Below are 17,061 nucleotides of genomic sequence, written 5' to 3' on the forward strand. Positions count from 1 at the left end.
TGAGATGCCCCGGGATCACCGTCCGGTGAAGTGTGTGAGGGTCCTGCTCGCCGAGGACCAGGGAATGATGCGCGGGGCGCTCGCTCTGCTGCTCGGCATGGAGGAGGACCTGGAGGTCGTCGCGCAGGTCGCGGCGGGCGACGCGATCGTGGACGCCGCGCTGCTGCACCGCCCGGACGTGGCCCTGCTGGACATCGAACTGCCGGGCATGAGCGGTCTGGACGCCGCCGCCGAGCTGCGCCGGCAGGCCCCGGACTGCCGGGTGTTGATCCTCACGACCTTCGGCCGGCCCGGCTATCTGCGCCGCGCCATGGAGGCGGGCGCCGCGGGGTTCCTGGTCAAGGACGGGCCCGTGGAGGAGCTGGCCGAGGCGATCCGTCGGGTGCTGACCGGCGAGCGGGTCATCGACCCGGCGCTGGCCGCGGCCGCGCTGAGCGCCGGGCCCAGTCCCCTCACCGCCCGCGAGTGCGACGTGCTGAAGGCCTCGGTGGACGGCGCCACCGTCGCCGACATCGCGGGCAGACTCCACCTCTCCGAGTCGACGGTCCGCAACTACCTGTCCTCCGCGATCGGCAAGACCGGCACCCGCAACCGTATGGAGGCGATGCGGGAGGCCCGTCAGCAGGGATGGCTCTGACCGGCGGCCGCCCGCGTCGCCGCGCGGCTCCTACTTCGTCACCGCCACCGCCTTGAAGGTCCTGCCCTCCGGTCCCAGGCAGACGAACCAGTCGGACGGGGAGCCGTCCGCCGGGCGGATCAGGTCCTCGAAGTCCCCGCCGATGCCCGTGCCCGGGGCGGGCCGGTACGCCGTGGTCGTCGTGGCGTCGTCCCAGGTGCAGGTGACCTCCTGGGCCGTCGTGGAGACCCGGCCGATCACGAGCCGCTCGCCGGACCCTCTCGGCGTCGTCCTCCTGATCTCCAGCGGCAGTGCGGCGGACCACACGTCCCGGCCCGACATCGTGCCGCGCTTGTCGAACGCCCCCAGCATCTTGGTCGACGTCGTGCCGTCCACGGTCAGGCGCACGAAGTACGCGCTCCTGCCGACGAGTTGGACGGCGGTCGGCGGCTCCACCCCCGGATTCCCGAACCCGGACCGGGCCATGGCGTCCATCTGGCGCTGTGCCTCCGTCCGGTCACGGGGCGCCCCCCACACGTAGATGACCACCTTCCACTTCCTGCCCTGGTCGGTTCCCCTGGCCAGGTCGCTGCTCCGCGGCTCGTACAGATGCCGTTCGTCGCTCACCGGCAGGCGGGTCGCGGCCGGCGCGACCCGCTTCGCGCCGTCGTCCCTCGCCCCGGCCAGCGCCAGCGTCCCCGTCGAGCCAGCGACCACCAGGGCGGCGGTCGCGGCGATCGCCCAGCGGCGGGCCCTGCGGCGCCGGCCGGCGCGGACCAGCGCCTGGCAGGGGGCCGGGCCGATCCTCACCCCGTCCGCCGCCGTGGCCAGCAGCACGGCGATGTCCCCGTGCGTCATGTCGTGGTCGGTCTCCCGGTCCGCGTCCATCACTTCCGCCCTCCGTACGTCACCATGTCGGCCAGTCCCGGTACGGCGCGGAGCTTCGCGATCCCCTTCGCCGCGTTGCTCTTCACCGCGCCCACCGAGCAGCCCATCGCCTCCGCCACCCGCGCCTCGCTCAGGTCCTCCCAGTACCGCAGGACGACCGCCTCGCGCTGGCGTGGCGGCAGCTGGGCGAGGGCCTTCAGCAGGGCGCTGCGGTCGTCGGCCTGGGCCATCCGGTCGCCGCCCTCGGGAACCTCGTGGGTGAGGCCCGAGTCGTCCTTCGGCGCCAGGAACTCCTTGAGGCGCCGGCGGTGCCTGCGGGCATGCGCGTTGACCATCACGCGCCGGACGTAGGCGTCCGGGTCGTCGGCCGTGTCGACCCGGCGCCAGGCCACGTAGATCTGTTCCAGCGTCGACTGGACCAGGTCCTCGGCCGCGTGCTGCTCCCCCGTGAGGAGGAACGCCGTACGCAGCAGCCGCGGCCAGCGGCCGACGACAAAGCCCTGGAACTCCTCGTCCCGGGCCTGTTTCCGATCCCCCATGGGCACCTCCTAGATGTTCAAAGGAGTCCACGAGGACCGGTTTTCGTTGCCTCGGTGGCCGGATATCCTCCGCGGCGGTTTCGGCGACCCCGGCGACCCGGCGGTCCCGGCGGGATCGGCCCCGCGCCGCCGGACCTCACGGGTCACACGGTACGAGGGGCCGGCGCGCGCGGACCCCGGCGGGGCCACCCGCGTCCGGGCCGCCCTCGCCTCCGGGGTCCGGGCGGGCGTCCGCCCGGCCAGGGCCCGGCCACCGGGGCCGGTCACGACGGCCCCCACGGACGCCGGCCGGGAACGTGCGGAGCCGGCCGGTCCCGGTTCAGCCGCCTGCCGCCCGCAGCAGTGTGACCACGGCCGCCCCGCCGAGCCCGATGTTGTGGGCGAGGCCGACCCGCGCGTCCGCCACCTGCCGCTCGCCCGCCTCGCCCCGCAACTGCCAGACCAGCTCGGCCACCTGGGCGATCCCGGTCGCCCCCAGCGGGTGCCCCTTCGAGATCAGACCGCCGGACGGGTTCACCACCCACCGCCCGCCATAGGTGGTGGCCCCCGATTCGACGAGCTTGCCGGACTCCCCCTCACCGCACATGCCGAGCGCCTCGTACGTCAGCAGTTCGTTGATCGAGAAGCAGTCGTGCAGTTCCACGACGTCCACGTCCTCGATGCCGAGCCCCGCACGCTCGTAGACCTGGCGTGCGGCCTCCCGGGACATGGGCTGCCCCACGACGTCGATGCACGACCCGGAGGCGAAGGACTCCTCGGTGTCCGTGGTCATCGCCTGCGCGACGATCTCCACCGCCCTGCCGCCCAGCCCGCGCTCTTCGGCGAACCGCTCGGACACGACGACGGCCGCCGCGGCGCCGTCGGAGGTGGGCGAGCACTGGAGCTTCGTCAGCGGCCGGTGCACGACCCGGGCGGCGAGGACCTCGTCGACCCCGTACACGTCCTGGAACTGGGCGTACGGGTTGTGAGCCGAGTGCCGGTGGTTCTTGGCGCCGACCGCGGCGAGCTGCGCCTCGGTGGTCCCGTACCGCTCCATGTGCTCGCGTGCCGCGTCGCCGAAGATCTGCGCGGTGGGCGGGGACATCTCGAAGCCGTGCCGCGCGGCCATGACCCCGTAGTGCCGGGCCACCGGGGAGGTCGCGAAGTCCCCGGCGTCGGCGCCGCCGCCCAGCGCCCCGCGCTTCATCTTCTCGAACCCCAACGCCAGTACGCAGTCCGAGATCCCGCCCTCGACGAACTGCCGCGCCAGCATCAGCGCGCTCGCCCCGGTGGCGCAGTTGTTGTTGACGTTGTAGACGGGCACGCCGGTCAGGCCCAGCTCGTAGGCGGCCCGCTGCCCCGCGGTGGAGGCCTGGAAGCAGTGGCCGACGGGCACCTGCCGGACGTCGATGTACGCGATCCCCGCGTCCCGCAGGGCACGGGTACCCGCCTCCTTCGCCATGTCCCAGTACTGCCAGTCCCGGGTCTCCGGCTTCTCGAAACGGGTCATCCCGACCCCGACGACGTACGCCTTCACGGCACCCCCAGCCTCGTGGTGCGCGCCAGAGTAGAACACGTTCTACTCATCCACCAGGTCTGACGGTCGTTCAGATCCTCACGAGAAGGTCAAGTTTTCGTTAGTACGCCGAAGCATCGGAATAGTTGCCCCGGCAGACCGGGTTCACCTTGCACGTATCCCGCACCGACTCCCGCACGGATCGTTCTCGCCTGCTCTCTTCTCCCGGCCTGGAGGCCTCACGCAATGACGCACACGACGACCCAACAGCCCGCCCGGAGGACCAGTGCTGCGGTCGTGCCGGTGCTGGCCTTCGCGGGCATCGTTGTCGCGGTGATGCAGACCCTGCTCGTCCCGGTCATCAAGGACCTGCCGGAGCTGCTGGGTACCGCCCCCAGCAACGCCACCTGGGTCATGACCTCGACGTTGCTCGCGGGAGCCGTCGCCACCCCGATCATGGGCCGCCTCGGTGACCTCTTCGGCAAGCGGCGCATGCTGCTCATGAGCCTGTCCGTGATGGTCGTCGGCTCACTGATCGCCGGGTTCACCAGCGACCTGCTCGTGATGATCGCCGGCCGCGCCCTGCAGGGCTTCGCCATGGGCGCGATCCCGCTCGGCATCGGCCTGATGCGCGACATGCTGCCCCGCGAGAAGCTCGGCTCGGCGATGGCCCTGATGAGCTCCTCGATCGGTGTCGGCGGCGGTCTCGCACTGCCGCTCTCGGCCCTGGTCGCGCAGCACGCCGACTGGCACTCCCTGTTCTTCCTCGCCGCCGGACTCGGCGTCGTCTCCATCGTGCTGACCCTCGTCGCCGTACCGGAGTCCCCGATGCGCGCGGAGGGCACCTTCGACGTGCTGGGGGCGATAGGCCTGTCCGCGGGTCTCGTCCTCTTCCTGCTGCCGATCACCAAGGGCAGTGACTGGGGCTGGAGCTCGGGCACCACGCTCGGCCTGTTCGGCGCCTCCGCCGTCGTGCTCGTGCTGTGGGGCGTGATGGAGCTGCGCGTCAAGGCGCCGCTGGTCGACCTGCGCACCACCGTCCGCCGCTCGGTGCTCTTCACCAACCTCGCCTCGATCATGGTCGGGGTCTCCTTCTACGTCGTCTCCCTCGTCCTGCCGCAGCTCCTCCAGCTGCCTGAGGCCACCGGTTACGGGCTCGGCCAGTCGATGGTGGTCGCCGGTCTGTGCGTGGCGCCGCTCGGCCTGACGATGATGTTCACCGCGCCGGTCTACGCCCGGATCTCCGCCAAGTACGGCCCCAAGGTCACGCTGATCATCGGCATGCTGATCATCGGGATCGGCTACGGCGCGGGGCTCGGCCTGATGAGCGCCGCCTGGCAGACGATCGTGATCGCGGTGGTCCTGGGCGCGGGCATCGGCCTCGCCTACTCCTCGCTGCCCGCGCTGATCGTCGGCTCCGTCCCGGCCTCGGAGACGGGCGCGGCCAACGGCCTCAACACCCTGATGCGCTCGATCGGCACGTCGGTGTCCAGCGCCGTCATCGGCATGGTGCTCGCGAACACGGCGAACGACGTCGGCGGTGTCGCGGTCCCGACCATGCACGGCTTCCGGGTCTCCTTCATGATCGCGACGGGCGCGGTGGCCGTCGGCCTGGTCATGGCCCTCTTCCTGCCCCGCCAGCGGCAGGCGACCAAGCCGCAGCTGCTCGCCAGCAGCGCCGAGGACGCCGCGCTGGAGCGGGCCCACGAGGTGCTCGGCGGCTTCCGCGGCCGGGTCCTGACCACCGCCGGTGATCCCGTCGCCCGCGCCAAGGTCACCCTGATCGACCGGCGCGGCCGTCAGGCGGGCGCCACGCTCTCCGGGGAGGACGGCTGCTACGCGCTGGCCGTGCCCGCCGAGGGCGCGTACGTCCTCGCCGCCCGGGCCGCGGGCCACGGTCCGCTCGCCTCCTCGGCGACGCACTCCGGCGACGACCGTCCGGTCGACCTGGATCTCGCCCTGCCGGGCGAGACCGTCCCCGCGTAGGTCCGGGCGCACCAGCCCACCCCCACCGGGCCGGCACCACCTGGACCGCACCAGCGCCACCGGGCCGGCACCACCCGGACCAGCCGGACCGTGCCGGCCCCGCACCGGGCCGGCACCAGCGGTCCCGCCGACGACGCCCCCCGTGGGGCCCCGCCCGCGCACAGCCCACCCCCGTCGCCCCCCGCGGCGGGGGTGTGGTGCAGCATGGGGCGCTCACGGGCCCGTGCAGGAGGGACCGGTACCAGCTGGAGGACCCCATGCCCGCGGCACCCAAGCCGGAGATCCTCGCCGCCTTCGAGGCCGCCAAGGGCTTCATGCCGCTCGACGAGGGCCTCGCGCTATACGACGCCGCCGTCGAGGCGGGCCGGCTCGGACTGCCCCTCCTCGAGGTCGGCACCTACTGCGGGCGCTCCACGATCCTGCTCGCCGACGCGGCGCGCGCGGCCGGGGTGACGGCTATCACGGTCGACCATCACCGGGGCAGCGAGGAGCAGCAGCCCGGGTGGGAGTACCACGACCCGTCAACGGTCGACCCCGAGATCGGCCGGATGGACACGCTGCCCACCTTCCGCCGCACCCTCCACCGGGCGGGGCTCGAGGAGCAGGTGGTCGCGATCGTCGGCCGCTCACCGCAGATCGCCGCGTTCTGGGGGACGCCGCTCGGTCTCGTCTTCATCGACGGCGGCCACACGGACGAGCACGCGTCCGGCGACTACGAGGGCTGGGCCCCCCATGTGGCCGAGGGCGGCCTGCTGTTGATCCACGACGTGTTCCCGGACCCGGCCGACGAGTTCACCGGTCAGGCCCCGTACCGCGTCTACCTCCGGGCCCTGGAGTCGGGCGCGTTCACGGAGATCTCGGTGACCGACTCGCTGCGCGTCCTGCGGCGAACGGGAGCAGGGATCCGAGGTCGCGGTTAGAGTCGCAGACGTGTCGTACGTAGGCCCTGACTTCGATCCTCCCCAGCCGCGCCGCCCCGGGCGCGGGCCGATGACGGTGACGCTCGCCGCGCTGGTGACGGGCTCACTGGTGGGATGGCTGGTGTGGCAGGCGGTGGATGACCCGGGCGGTTCCTCCGGAGCCGCCTCGTCCTCGTCCATCTCGCCGACGTCCCCGTCCTCCGGGGCCGCCGCGTCCTCCGCGTCCCGGACACCGTCGGCGTCCGGGACGGGTGACGCGCAGCACCGGAGCCCGTCGCCCTCCGGCACCGCCACCCGTTCCGGCCCCTCCACCGCGGGTGGTCCCGGCGCCTCCGGCCCGCTCAAGGGCAAGGTCGTGGTCGTCGACCCGGGACACAACCCGGGCAACTTCCAGCACTCGGCCGAGATCAACCGCAAGGTGAACATCGGCACGAACTCCAAGGAGTGCGACACCACCGGCACGTCTACCAACGCGGGTTACGCCGAAGCCCGGTTCACCCTCGATGTCGCCCGCAGGCTGCGCACGCTCCTCCAACAGGAGGGCGCCACGGTGAAGTTCACCCAGGACGGCGACCGCTCCTGGGGCCCGTGCGTCGACGAGCGGGCCCGGATCGGCAACGACTCGCACGCCGACGCGGTCGTCTCCATCCACGCGGACGGCTCCGCAGCCGGCAACCGCGGCTTCCACGTCATCCTCCCCGCGTCCGTCCACTCGGGCGACGCCGACACCCGGCCCATCGTCGCCCGGTCGCGCGATCTGGGTGAGCGCATCGCGGGCAACTTCGTCCGCGCCACCGGAAGCGCGCCCTCCAACTACGTCGGCGGCGGCACCGGACTGGACGTCCGCAGCGATCTCGGCGGTCTCAATCTGTCAACGGTTCCGAAGGTGTTCATCGAGTGCGGCAACATGCGCGATAGCAAGGACGCGGCGTTGCTGACCAGCGGCGCGTGGCGGCAGAAGGCGGCGCGTGGAATCTCTGAGGGAATCGTGGGTTTCCTGCGCGGGTAGTGACCGGCGGGCCGCACCCTCCGGACACCCCGATCGTATGGGCGATAGTGTCGCCTTTACGATGTGGGGCCGCCCCCGCGCTTCACACCAGGGCCCGACGGCGACATGGTGTCAGCGATGCCTCCACCGACGACGAGACGACTGACGAAGGACCTGAAGTGAATATCCGCTCCCTCACTCGAGGCGACGGCGTGGTGATCGGAGCAGCGGTCCTGCTGTTCATCGCGTCGTTCCTCGCCATCTTTTCGATCGACGACGTTCCGACCGCCGACGGGCGAACGGTCCGCGTCGACAGCCCCAGCACCTGGGCGAGCGGCCCCTTCGTACTGAGCGTGATCCTGGCCGGCATCCTCGGAGCCGGACTGGTCGTCGCCTCCCGCGCGCTGCCGCACGTATCCAAGGTCGCCGGACTCGACCTCGGCCCGTTCGGTGTCGCCTTCACCGTCTTCGCCGCGTGGAGCGCGCTCGGGAACGTCTTCGACCCGACGGGCGGCTTCAACAACATCCAGGGCGGGGGCGGCGGTGTGGGCCCCGGCATCGGCCTCATCCTGTCCCTCGTCGCGACGCTGATCATGGCGGCCGCCGCGATCGCCACCCCGCTCGTCCCCGCGCTCCAGGTCGGCCTCGTGCCCGCCCCGAAGCCCGCCGCCCCCCAGCCCTACGGCGGTCAGCCGCAGGGTGGTTACGGGTACCCGGGTGCCCAGCAGCCGGGTCAGCCCTACGGCGGTCAGCCGCAGCAGGGGCAGCCGTTCGGCGCGCAGCCCAGCCAGCCGCAGCAGGCGCCGGCCCCGCAGGCGCAGCAGCCCGCCGGGGACTTCTCGCCGTTCTGGTTCGCCGTGCCGGTGCCGCGTCCGCTGTTCTCGGAGGACGGTTCGCCGGCGCCGATCGCCGAGCTCGCGCCGGGCACCTGGTACCTGGCCGTGGAGCAGCGCGGCCAGCACCTGGTGGCGCAGACGCAGGACGGTCGCCGCGGTGTGCTGCAGGACATCTCGGGGATCCAGCGCGGCTGACGCGCACAGGTCTCCGCGCGGCCCCTCGCCCTTTCGGGCGGGGGGCCGTTGCCGTACAGTCGCCTGACGGTTGCACAGAGCTGACGATGCGTCAGAACATGGCGCCTGGAGGGGACATGCGGCTCGGTCTCGCACTCGGTTACTGGGGGCGCGGCCCCTCCGCGGACCATCTGCCGCTGGCGCTGGAGGCGGAACGGCTCGGCTATCACTCCGTGTGGACGGCCGAGTCCTGGGGTTCGGACGCCTTCACCCCGCTGACCTGGATCGCCGCGCAGACCACCCGTATCCGCCTCGGTACGGCGGTCGCGCAGATGGCCGCCCGCTCCCCCACCACGACCGCGATGCACGCGCTCACGCTGGACCACCTCTCGGGCGGCCGGATGATGCTCGGTCTCGGCCTGTCGGGGCCGCAGGTGGTGGAGGGCTGGTACGGGCGCCCCTTCCCCAAGTCCCCGCTGACCGCGACCCGGGAGTACGTGGACGTCGTACGCCAGGTCCTCAGACGCGAGGGGCCCGTGCGACTCGACGGGCGTTTCCACTCCCATCCCTACCGGGGGGCCGACGGCACGGGGCTCGGCAAGGCGCTGCGTCCGATCACCCATCCCCTCCGCGCCGACCTGCCCGTCCTGCTCGGCGCCGAGGGGCCGAAGAACATCGCGCAGACGACCCGGATCGCGGACGGATGGCTGCCGCTGCACTGGTCGCCCACCCGTCCGCAGGCGTACGAGGCTGCGCTGGCGGAGCTGGGTGACGCCCGCACCGGAGCGGGCGCGGCGCCGTTCCTCGTCGCGCCCATGGCCCATGTCCGCGTCTGCGACGACGTCGCCGAGGGGCTGCTGCCCGTCAAGGCGATGCTCGGCTTCTACATCGGCGGCATGGGGCACTCGGCGCGCAACTTCCACGCCGATCTGATGGCACGCATGGGCTACGAGGAGGAGGCGCGGCTCATCCAGGAGCTGTTCCTCGCCGGGCGCCGTCAGGAGGCGGTGCTCGCCGTGCCGGACGCCTTCGCCGACGAGATCTCACTGGTCGGGCCGCGTGAGCGCATCGCCGAACGGCTCGAACTGTGGCGCAAGGGACCGGTGACAGACCTGCTGGCGCTGTCGCCGGACCCTCACTCGCTTCGCGTCCTGGCGGATCTCAACTCCTAGTGTCGCGACAGGGCGGAAGGGGTTCTCAGCCGTGGGTCAGCTGGGAGCCCGACGGCACCTTGTCGGTGACGTTGGCACCCGCGCTCTTCCCGGCGTCCTTCACCTGGTTGATGATGTCGTCGAAGGAACCCACGGTGGAGTCCGTCGACTTGCCCTTGCGGAGCTTGGCGGGCAGGGTCTTCAGTGCCTCGATACCCGCGGTCAGCGGGGCGATCGCCTTGGACAGGGTCGGGTCGCCCTTGGCGTTCCTGCTCGCCGCCTTGAGCCTGTTGTACGCGAAGGCGCCCGCCACGCCCGCCTTGATGAGGGCGAACTTGCGTCCCTTCGCGCCCTTCTTGAACTTTCCGGCCTTCCAGGGCTTCACGATCCACTGGTAGGTGGCTCCGGCCGCGAGGCTCGCGTTGGCCACGAAGCGGGTCTTCGAGAGCTTCTGCTTCTCGGCGGTGGTGCTCGGGGACGGTGTCGCCGCCGCCGCGACGGCCGCGGTGTCCTTGATGGCACTGCTGCCGCCGCTGGAACAGGCGGTGGCACCGGCGACCAGAGCACAGGAAAGAGTGAGCGCCACGATGAGGCGCCGTATCGATACAGGCACGGGGTCCTCCGGGGTGGGGAACGGTCCTCCCCGGATGCGGGAAGAACACGGCTCTTACAGCAGCCTCACCCGGCTCCGTGCATTACGCCACTTGGGCGAAACCCGTACGGGTTTCAACCCTGAATACGCGGCAACCCGGACGGCATGTCCCCTCGATATCGCAACGGCTCCAACCAGGCGGGCACGGTCATAGCGATCGTCGCCGACGTGATGGCCCTCATCCTGGGCCTGTGGATCCTCATGTATCTGCTGGACGCAAATCGGGCCAACGACCTGGTCCAGTTCGTCCACAACCTGGCGAGCTGGCTCGCGGGCTGGTCCCGTGACCTGTTCACCTTCGACGAGGCATGGGCGCGCGTCGTCGCGGGCTACGGTCTCGCCGCCGTCGTCTACCTCTTCATCGGCCACGCCATCGCCAACCGCATGCACCGCCACTGAGCCAGTCCGGCGGCACCACGGCTCGTCGGCCGTGTCCGCCCCGGTCGGCCGGACCTTTTCCACCGGTCCGGCCGACCGGGGCGGACACGGCCTAACAGCACTCCGCGTCGAGTCCCCGCGGCAGGCGTTCGCCGCCGAAGACGGCGCAGGTCGGCTCGTCGCCGCCCAGCGCGGCGACGGCGAGGAGGAGGGAACCCGCCGTCCAGGTGGTCAGCTCCTCGGGCCAGATCGCCCGGGCGTCGAAGACATAGCCCGTCCAGTAAAGGCCGGTCTTCGGATCACGCAGGTGCTGGATGGACTGGAGAATCTCCAGAGCACGGTCGGACTCGCCCACGGCCCACAGCGCCAGGGCGAGTTCGGCCGACTCACCGCCGGTCACCCACGGGTTCGGCACGACACAGCGCACCCCGAGGCCGGGCACGACGAAACGCTCCCAGCCCTCCGCTATCCGGGACTTGGCCTCGACGCCGGTCAACGCGCCGCCGAGCACCGGGTAGTACCAGTCCATCGAGTAGCGGTCCTTGTCGAGGAACCGCTCGGGGTGCCGGCGGATCGCGTGCCGCAGCAGGCCGAGCGCCAACTCCCAGTCGGGCTGCGGCTCTTCGCGCTGTTCGGCGATGGCGAGCGCACAGCGCAGCGCGTGGTGGATCGACGAACTCCCGGTCAGCAGCGCCTCGTCGGTGGCCGTCCCGTCGTCCTCGCGCTTCCAGCCGATCTGTCCGCCGGGCTGCTGGAGTCCCAGTACGAACTCCACGGCCGCGTAGACCGAGGGCCACATCCGGTCCAGGAAGGTGTCGTCGCCGGTGGCCAGGTAGTGGTGCCAGACGCCCACCGCGATGTACGCGCAGAAGTTGGTCTCCCGGCCGCGGTCCGTGACGTCCGCGAAGTCCCCGTCGGCGTACGCCGCGTACCAGGACCCGTCCGGGTTCTGATGCCGGGCCAGCCACGCGTAGGCCCGCTCGGCCGCCTCGTGCTCGCCCGCGGCGTCCAGCGCCATGGCCGCCTCGGTGTGGTCCCACGGATCGAGGTGGTGACCGCGGAACCACGGTATGGCGCCGTCCGGACGCTGCGCCCCGAGGATCGCGCGCACCGTGACGGCGGCCTCCTCGGCGGTGAGCACCCCGGGCAGGACGAGGTGCTCCGTGCGGGGTGTGGTCACGAAGCGTCCACCGTGGCGGCGTCGGCGGGCAGGTGCGGCTTGGTCGCGTACGCCACGAAGCTCTTGCCGATCAGCGGGTTCAGCGCGTTCTCCGCGACCCGGGTGGCCAGGGGTTTCTTCATGATGTCCCAGACCAGCAGCTTGTGGTAGGCCCGCACGGGCAGCGCCTTGTCGTTGTCGACGCCGAACGCGCACTTCAGCCACCAGTAGGGGCTGTGCAGGGCGTGGGCGTGGTGGGTGCCGTACGGCTTGAGCCCGGCCTCCTTCATCCTGCCCAGCAGTTCGTCCGCCCTGTAGATGCGGATGTGGCCGCCCTCGACCTCGTGGTACGCGTCCGACAGCGCCCAGCAGACCTTCTCGGGCCCGTAGCGCGGGACGGTGATCGCGATCCGGCCGCCGGGCCTGAGCACCCGGACCATCTCGGCGAGGACGCCCTTGTCGTCGGGGATGTGCTCCATCACCTCGGAGATGATCACGACGTCGAACGACTCGTCGGGAAAGGGGAGTTGGAGCGCGTCGCCCTCCATCGCGGTAGCGGTCGCGCCCTCCGGTGCCTCGCCCGCCTCCTTCATCGCGGCGAACCACTTGGCGACCTCGCGGATCTCCTCGCCGTTCTGGTCCAGCGCGACGACCCGGGCACCGCGCCGGTAGCACTCGAACGCGTGCCGGCCGGCACCGCAGCCGAGGTCCAGTACGCGGTCGCCCGGGGCGAGCGGGAACCGGGAGAAGTCGACGGTCAGCACGTGGCCCTGCTTTCGCGGTTGGGTACGACAACTTCGGCTGCTTCTTCGGCGACGCCTGCGGGGGCGGCACCGGGAGTCACGGAGGGGCCGGGGGCCGGGGACGCGGCGAGGCCCGGGGCCGGGGACGCGGCCTGGCCGGAGGCCGCCGAGGAACCGACCGCAGCGGACGCGGCGTGGCCGGAGGCCGCGGACACGAACGCCGAGGGGGCGGCGGCAGCAGACGCCGCGTCGCCGGGCACCGCGGACCCGGAGGACGCGGGGCCCGGCACGGAGCGGCGGGGGGCGGGAGCCGCGGCGCGGGCGATGGCCTCGCGGTAGTGGGCGACCGTGCCCTGGGCGGCGCGCGCCCAGGTGAAGCGTTCCAGGACCCGCGCGCGTCCGGCGGAGCCGAGCCTCGCGCGCAGTTCCGGGTCGCCCAGGAGCCGGCTCAGCCCCGCGGCCAGTGCGCCCGCGTCGCCGGGAGGCACCGCCAGACAGGTCTCGCCGTCGGGGCCCGCGACCTCCGGGATCGCTCCGCCGGTGGTGGCCACCAGCGGCGTACCGGTGGCCATGGCCTCCGCGGCGGGCAGCGAGAATCCCTCGTACAGGGAGGGCACACAGGCGACTTCGGCGGACCGTACGAGGTCGACGAGTTCCGCGTCCGAGATGCCCTTGACGAACTCGACGGCGCGCTCCAGGCCGTACCGCTCGATGGCCTGGGCGACCGGCCCGTCCTCGGCGCGCTTGCCGACGACGACGAGGTGTGCGCCGGGGCGCTCGGTGCGCACCTTGGCGAGCGCCTCGACGAGGTGGACGAGTCCCTTGAGCGGCACGTCCGCGCTGGACGTGGTGACGATCCGGCCCGGCACCTGCGGCACGGCGGGGTCGGGCGAGAAGAGGTCGGTGTCGGCGCCGATGTGCACGACGTGGATGCGGTCCTGGGTGACGCCCAGATGGTCGACGATCTCCTGGCGCGAGGTGCCGGAGACGGTGAGCACGGACGGCAGACGGCGCGCGACGCGCTTCTGCATCCGCGTGAAGGCGTACCAGCGGCGCACGGACGCGCGGCGGCGGCGCCCCTCGGCGGCGTCCAACTCCAGTCGGCGGTCGACGGTGATGGGGTGGTGGATCGTGGTGACCAGCGGCGCGCCCACGTCTCCCAGCAGGCCGTAGCCGAGGGTCTGGTTGTCGTGCACGACGTCGAACGCGCCCTGCCGGGCCCGCAGATGGCGGCGGGCGCGCAGCGAGAAGGTCAGCGGCTCGGGGAAGCCCCCGGTCCACATGGTCCCGACCTCGACGGCGTCGATCCAGTCGCGGAACTCCTCGCGCGCAGGGGTCCGGAAGGGGTCCGGCTGGCGGTAGAGGTCGAGGCTGGGCAGTTCGGTGAGGCTCAGGCCGGGGAGGCCCTCGTCCAGGACGGGGTAGGGCTGGGAGCCGATGACCTCGACCCGGTGGCCCAGGCGGGCGAGTTCGCGCGAGAGGTGTCGTACGTACACGCCCTGACCGCCGCAGAACGGGTTTCCCTTGTACGTCAGGAGCGCGATGCGCAACGGTCCGTCGCCGTCGATGGCCGCGCCCGCCCCGGGGCCCGCCTCCATGGCCTCAGCGGTCACTTACGGCCCCCTTCTCCCTGCACATTCCCGCGAGATTACGCCGGGACGCTAATCTAGAACAAGTTTCAGACTTGATCGTTCGAGGAGCACTGAATCTACCGGCAGGTAGGGCCTCTGGGAGAAGTGGATCAGGTGATCCGCGCCACGACGGAGGCGTTCCGGCCCGCGGATGTGTTCTGCCATGCTGTCTGGTCGCTCCTCCAGCTGAACCCACGGAACGGGACCCATGCCTGCGGAAGTCAAGGTGGAAGCCAAGTCCGCGCAGTTCGCCTCTCCCCCGCTCACCGAGCGGCAGGAAGCACGCCGCCGGCGGATCCTGCACGCGAGCGCGCAGCTGGCCGGCCGGGGCGGCTTCGACGCGGTGCAGATGCGCGAGGTCGCGGAGTCGTCGCAGGTCGCCCTGGGCACGCTCTACCGCTACTTCCCCTCCAAGATCCATCTGCTGGTGGCCACGATGCAGGACCAGCTGGACCACATGCACGGCACCCTGCGCAAGAAGCCGCCGGCCGGCGACTCGGCGGCGGAGCGGGTCGCCGAGACGCTGATGCGCGCCTTCCGTGCCCTGCAGCGCGAGCCGCACCTCGCCGACGCCATGGTCCGCGCGCTGACCTTCGCGGACCGCAGTGTGAGCCCCGAGGTGGACCAGGTGTCCCGGCAGACCACGGCGATCATCCTGGACGCCATGGGCCTGGACGACCCGAGCCCCGCCCAGCTCTCCGCGGTCCGCGTCATCGAGCACACCTGGCACTCGGCGCTGATCACCTGGCTCTCCGGCCGCGCCTCCATCGCCCAGGTCAAGATCGACATCGAGACGGTGTGCCGTCTCATCGATCTGACGGATCCGGGCGAACGGAGCTGAGGCGCGCCCGCGCACGTGAGGAACCTACGAGACGGGTTCCCTTCGCCGGTATGGTCCGGATCAGGTACTGGGGGTCGCCTTCGGGTCCGCCTGCTACCGTCCGGCCTCTCAGCTCGACCGTCGACGTCGGCCCCGGCGGAGGTTGCTGCCTCCCGCCAAAGTCGGCTACTCCGGTTGAGCTCCCTCACTCGTCTCGTAGGCCAATACCAGGATAGAACCTCCATCGCCGGATGGACCCTCCCATAGTGAGACTTTTTTCGAAATCTCCCGGTGAGGGCCCGTACCGACAGAGGGCCCCGGCCTCACTCCTCGGGCGGGAACACCGGCTCCCCGCTGCCCAGCAGCGTGATCATGATGGCCTCCACCGGACAGCCCTCCGCCGCCGCGAGGAGCCTCTCGTTGGCGTCGGTCTCCGGTTCGGCGGGGTGGGACTGCATGCCGGAGTCGAGGCGGAAGGCCTCCGGGACGAGGTGGACGCACTGGGCGGAGCCGATGCAGAGGGAGCGGTCCACCTCGATGTTCCAGCGGTCGCCCATCCCTCACGCCTCCCAGCCCGCGGGGAGGTGGATCATCTTGTGCTCAAGGAACTCGCCGTAGCCCTCGGGGCCGAACTCCCGCCCCAGCCCGGAGTTCTTGTAGCCGCCGAAGGGGCCGAGCATGTCGAGGCTGAAGGTGTTGACGGAGTAGGTGCCGGTACGGACCTGGCGGGCGACGTCGACGCCGTGCGCGACGTCCGCCGTCCAGACGCTGCCGCTCAGCCCGTAGTCGGAGTCGTTGGCGATCTTCACGGCCTCGGTCTCGTCGCCGTAGGGGAGCAGGCAGATCACCGGTCCGAAGATCTCCTCGCGGGCGATCCGCATGGAGTTGTCCACGTCGCCGAAGAGGGTGGGTTCGACGTACCAGCCGCGGTCGATGCCGTGCGGGCGGCCTCCGCCGGTGAGGATCTTGGCGCCCTCCTCCTGGCCGATGCGGATGTAGTCGAGGTTGCGCCGCTGCTGCCGCTCGGCGACCAGCGGGCCCACCTGGGTCGCCGGGTCCAGCGGGTCGCCGACCACCAGGGCGCTCGCCGCGGCGGCGAAGGCGTCCGCGAACTCGTCGTAGCGCGAACGCGGTACGAGGATGCGGGTCTGGGCGACGCAGGCCTGCCCGTTGTTCATCCAGGCGGCCTGGACGATCCCGGGGACGGCCGTGGCGAGGTCCGCGTCCGGCAGCACGATCGCCGCCGACTTGCCGCCCAGTTCGAGCGTCACGCGGGTGAGGTTGCGCGAGGCGACCTCCATCACGCGCCTGCCGGCCGCCACCGATCCGGTGAAGGAGACCTTGTCGACACCGGGATGCCCGACCAGGTACTCGCTCACCTCGCGGTCGGCCGGGAGGATCGACAGGACGCCCTCGGGCAGCCCTGCCTCCCGCGCGATCTCGCCCAACAGATAGGCGTCCAGCGGCGATTCGGGGGACGGCTTCAGCACGACCGAGCAGCCGGTCAGCAGCGCGGGCGCGAGTTTGGCGGCCGCCACGAACTGCGGCACGTTCCACGGCACCACGGCCGCGACGACCCCGACCGGCTCCCGCCGGACGAGGATCCTGCCGAGGACTCCGTCGCGCGTCTCCTCGTACGTGAAGCCGCGCGCCACCGTGAGGGCCGCGTCCCAGACCATCATCGCGCCGAGGGCCTGCGCGAGGACGCTCCAGGAGTACGGGGAGCCGTTCTCGGAGGAGATGACGCGGGCGATCTCCTCGTGACGGGCGCCGATCGCGTCCTTGATCCGGGTGACGACCGCGATCCGTTCGCCGGGGCTCATCCGGGGCCAGGGGCCTTCGTCGAAGGCGCGCCGCGCGACGGCGACGGCCCGGTCGACGTCCTCGGCCGAGGCGTGCGGGACGCGCCCGATGACCTCCTCCGTGTGCGGCGAGATCACCTCGATGACACCGGTGCCCAGGGGATCCGTCAACTCCCCGCCTATGAACAGCTGTCCGTGTTCCACGAGCTCGGTCATGACCGACCGCCTCCCCGGGGGGCGTTCTCCGACACTGCCGACTTCTGACGCTTCATCAGATACGAGA

Annotated in this window: 17 protein-coding genes; 8 read left to right on the plus strand and 9 right to left on the minus strand. The window is 71.7% G+C overall.

What is annotated here, in order from left to right; all coding sequences use genetic code 11:
• The first annotated feature begins 4 nt into the window (after positions 1–4).
• Positions 5–637 carry a response regulator transcription factor gene (locus OHB41_RS16040; RefSeq protein ID WP_153293147.1) on the plus strand — a complete coding sequence of 211 codons (633 nt, stop codon included), beginning with the start codon at positions 5–7 and terminating at the stop codon, positions 635–637.
• A gap of 30 nt (positions 638–667) precedes the next feature.
• Here OHB41_RS16040 and OHB41_RS16045 read toward each other — a convergent pair whose 3' ends face one another.
• The 3 genes from OHB41_RS16045 to OHB41_RS16055 form a co-directional block, all read right to left on the minus strand.
• Complete coding sequence (locus OHB41_RS16045) at positions 668–1,504, minus strand: hypothetical protein (RefSeq protein WP_266698871.1); 837 nt, start codon at positions 1,502–1,504, stop codon at positions 668–670.
• Complete coding sequence (locus OHB41_RS16050) at positions 1,504–2,043, minus strand: SigE family RNA polymerase sigma factor (protein ID WP_266698873.1); 540 nt, start codon at positions 2,041–2,043, stop codon at positions 1,504–1,506. Before OHB41_RS16050 ends, OHB41_RS16045 begins: the two co-directional genes overlap by 1 nt.
• A gap of 319 nt (positions 2,044–2,362) precedes the next feature.
• Positions 2,363–3,559 (minus strand): lipid-transfer protein, encoded by a 1,197-nt coding sequence (locus OHB41_RS16055; protein WP_266705894.1) that lies wholly within the window; start codon positions 3,557–3,559, stop codon positions 2,363–2,365.
• Positions 3,560–3,784: 225 nt separating this feature from the next.
• Between OHB41_RS16055 and OHB41_RS16060 the strand changes: the two genes are divergently transcribed.
• From OHB41_RS16060 to OHB41_RS16080, 5 genes are all read left to right on the plus strand, one after another.
• On the plus strand, positions 3,785–5,524 hold the full coding sequence (locus OHB41_RS16060; protein WP_266698875.1) for an MFS transporter: 1,740 nt from the start codon (positions 3,785–3,787) through the stop codon (positions 5,522–5,524).
• Between the two features lie 257 nt (positions 5,525–5,781).
• Positions 5,782–6,444: a class I SAM-dependent methyltransferase gene (locus OHB41_RS16065; protein WP_266698877.1), complete on the plus strand. Its 663-nt coding sequence runs from the start codon at positions 5,782–5,784 to the stop codon at positions 6,442–6,444.
• A gap of 10 nt (positions 6,445–6,454) precedes the next feature.
• The gene (locus tag OHB41_RS16070; protein ID WP_266698878.1) at positions 6,455–7,453 is read left to right on the plus strand and encodes an N-acetylmuramoyl-L-alanine amidase; all 999 of its coding nucleotides are present in this window, start codon (positions 6,455–6,457) and stop codon (positions 7,451–7,453) included.
• A 158-nt stretch (positions 7,454–7,611) separates the two neighbouring features.
• On the plus strand, positions 7,612–8,463 hold the full coding sequence (locus OHB41_RS16075) for a DUF5336 domain-containing protein (RefSeq protein WP_266698879.1): 852 nt from the start codon (positions 7,612–7,614) through the stop codon (positions 8,461–8,463).
• A 116-nt stretch (positions 8,464–8,579) separates the two neighbouring features.
• The gene (locus tag OHB41_RS16080; protein ID WP_266698880.1) at positions 8,580–9,614 is read left to right on the plus strand and encodes an LLM class F420-dependent oxidoreductase; all 1,035 of its coding nucleotides are present in this window, start codon (positions 8,580–8,582) and stop codon (positions 9,612–9,614) included.
• Positions 9,615–9,639: 25 nt separating this feature from the next.
• On the opposite strand, the gene OHB41_RS16085 is transcribed toward OHB41_RS16080, so the two are convergent.
• Positions 9,640–10,206, minus strand: a complete 567-nt coding sequence (locus OHB41_RS16085; RefSeq protein ID WP_266698881.1) for a hypothetical protein — start codon at positions 10,204–10,206, stop codon at positions 9,640–9,642.
• Positions 10,207–10,350: 144 nt separating this feature from the next.
• On the opposite strand from OHB41_RS16085, the gene OHB41_RS16090 reads away from it, so the two are divergent.
• Positions 10,351–10,644 carry a hypothetical protein gene (locus OHB41_RS16090; RefSeq protein ID WP_153290868.1) on the plus strand — a complete coding sequence of 98 codons (294 nt, stop codon included), beginning with the start codon at positions 10,351–10,353 and terminating at the stop codon, positions 10,642–10,644.
• 91 nt (positions 10,645–10,735) lie between these two features.
• Here the strand turns inward: OHB41_RS16090 and OHB41_RS16095 are convergent, their stop codons facing one another.
• The 3 genes from OHB41_RS16095 to OHB41_RS16105 are packed head-to-tail and all read right to left on the minus strand — an operon-like array spanning position 10,736 to position 14,138.
• Entirely contained in the window at positions 10,736–11,803 is a 1,068-nt protein-coding gene (locus OHB41_RS16095; RefSeq protein ID WP_266698882.1) for a prenyltransferase/squalene oxidase repeat-containing protein, read from the minus strand.
• Positions 11,800–12,546: a class I SAM-dependent methyltransferase gene (locus OHB41_RS16100; protein ID WP_266698883.1), complete on the minus strand. Its 747-nt coding sequence runs from the start codon at positions 12,544–12,546 to the stop codon at positions 11,800–11,802. Before OHB41_RS16100 ends, OHB41_RS16095 begins: the two co-directional genes overlap by 4 nt.
• Positions 12,540–14,138: a glycosyltransferase family 4 protein gene (locus OHB41_RS16105; RefSeq protein ID WP_266698884.1), complete on the minus strand. Its 1,599-nt coding sequence runs from the start codon at positions 14,136–14,138 to the stop codon at positions 12,540–12,542. Before OHB41_RS16105 ends, OHB41_RS16100 begins: the two co-directional genes overlap by 7 nt.
• Before the next feature lie 226 nt (positions 14,139–14,364).
• Between OHB41_RS16105 and OHB41_RS16110 the strand changes: the two genes are divergently transcribed.
• Entirely contained in the window at positions 14,365–14,997 is a 633-nt protein-coding gene (locus OHB41_RS16110) for a TetR family transcriptional regulator (RefSeq protein WP_266698885.1), read from the plus strand.
• A 302-nt stretch (positions 14,998–15,299) separates the two neighbouring features.
• On the opposite strand, the gene OHB41_RS16115 is transcribed toward OHB41_RS16110, so the two are convergent.
• Together OHB41_RS16115 and OHB41_RS16120 are read right to left on the minus strand one after the other, a co-directional pair.
• Positions 15,300–15,533, minus strand: a complete 234-nt coding sequence (locus OHB41_RS16115; protein WP_266698886.1) for a ferredoxin — start codon at positions 15,531–15,533, stop codon at positions 15,300–15,302.
• 3 nt (positions 15,534–15,536) lie between these two features.
• The gene (locus tag OHB41_RS16120; RefSeq protein WP_266698887.1) at positions 15,537–16,994 is read right to left on the minus strand and encodes an aldehyde dehydrogenase; all 1,458 of its coding nucleotides are present in this window, start codon (positions 16,992–16,994) and stop codon (positions 15,537–15,539) included.
• Between the last annotated feature and the right edge of the window lie 67 nt (positions 16,995–17,061).

It is taken from the genome of Streptomyces sp. NBC_01571 (assembly GCF_026339875.1).
Lineage (GTDB): Bacteria > Actinomycetota > Actinomycetes > Streptomycetales > Streptomycetaceae > Streptomyces.

What these genes read in the sequence shown, in the direction of transcription:
- OHB41_RS16115 (WP_266698886.1), bottom strand. Translation starts at nt 15,533, where the DNA reads ATGGGCGACCGCTGGAACATCGAGGTGGACCGCTCCCTCTGCATCGGC.
- OHB41_RS16050 (WP_266698873.1), bottom strand. Translation starts at nt 2,043, where the DNA reads ATGGGGGATCGGAAACAGGCCCGGGACGAGGAGTTCCAGGGCTTTGTC.
- OHB41_RS16080 (WP_266698880.1), top strand. Translation starts at nt 8,580, where the DNA reads ATGCGGCTCGGTCTCGCACTCGGTTACTGGGGGCGCGGCCCCTCCGCG.
- OHB41_RS16045 (WP_266698871.1), bottom strand. Translation starts at nt 1,504, where the DNA reads ATGGACGCGGACCGGGAGACCGACCACGACATGACGCACGGGGACATC.
- OHB41_RS16090 (WP_153290868.1), top strand. Translation starts at nt 10,351, where the DNA reads ATGTCCCCTCGATATCGCAACGGCTCCAACCAGGCGGGCACGGTCATA.
- OHB41_RS16040 (WP_153293147.1), top strand. Translation starts at nt 5, where the DNA reads ATGCCCCGGGATCACCGTCCGGTGAAGTGTGTGAGGGTCCTGCTCGCC.
- OHB41_RS16065 (WP_266698877.1), top strand. Translation starts at nt 5,782, where the DNA reads ATGCCCGCGGCACCCAAGCCGGAGATCCTCGCCGCCTTCGAGGCCGCC.
- OHB41_RS16120 (WP_266698887.1), bottom strand. Translation starts at nt 16,994, where the DNA reads ATGACCGAGCTCGTGGAACACGGACAGCTGTTCATAGGCGGGGAGTTG.
- OHB41_RS16110 (WP_266698885.1), top strand. Translation starts at nt 14,365, where the DNA reads ATGCCTGCGGAAGTCAAGGTGGAAGCCAAGTCCGCGCAGTTCGCCTCT.
- OHB41_RS16060 (WP_266698875.1), top strand. Translation starts at nt 3,785, where the DNA reads ATGACGCACACGACGACCCAACAGCCCGCCCGGAGGACCAGTGCTGCG.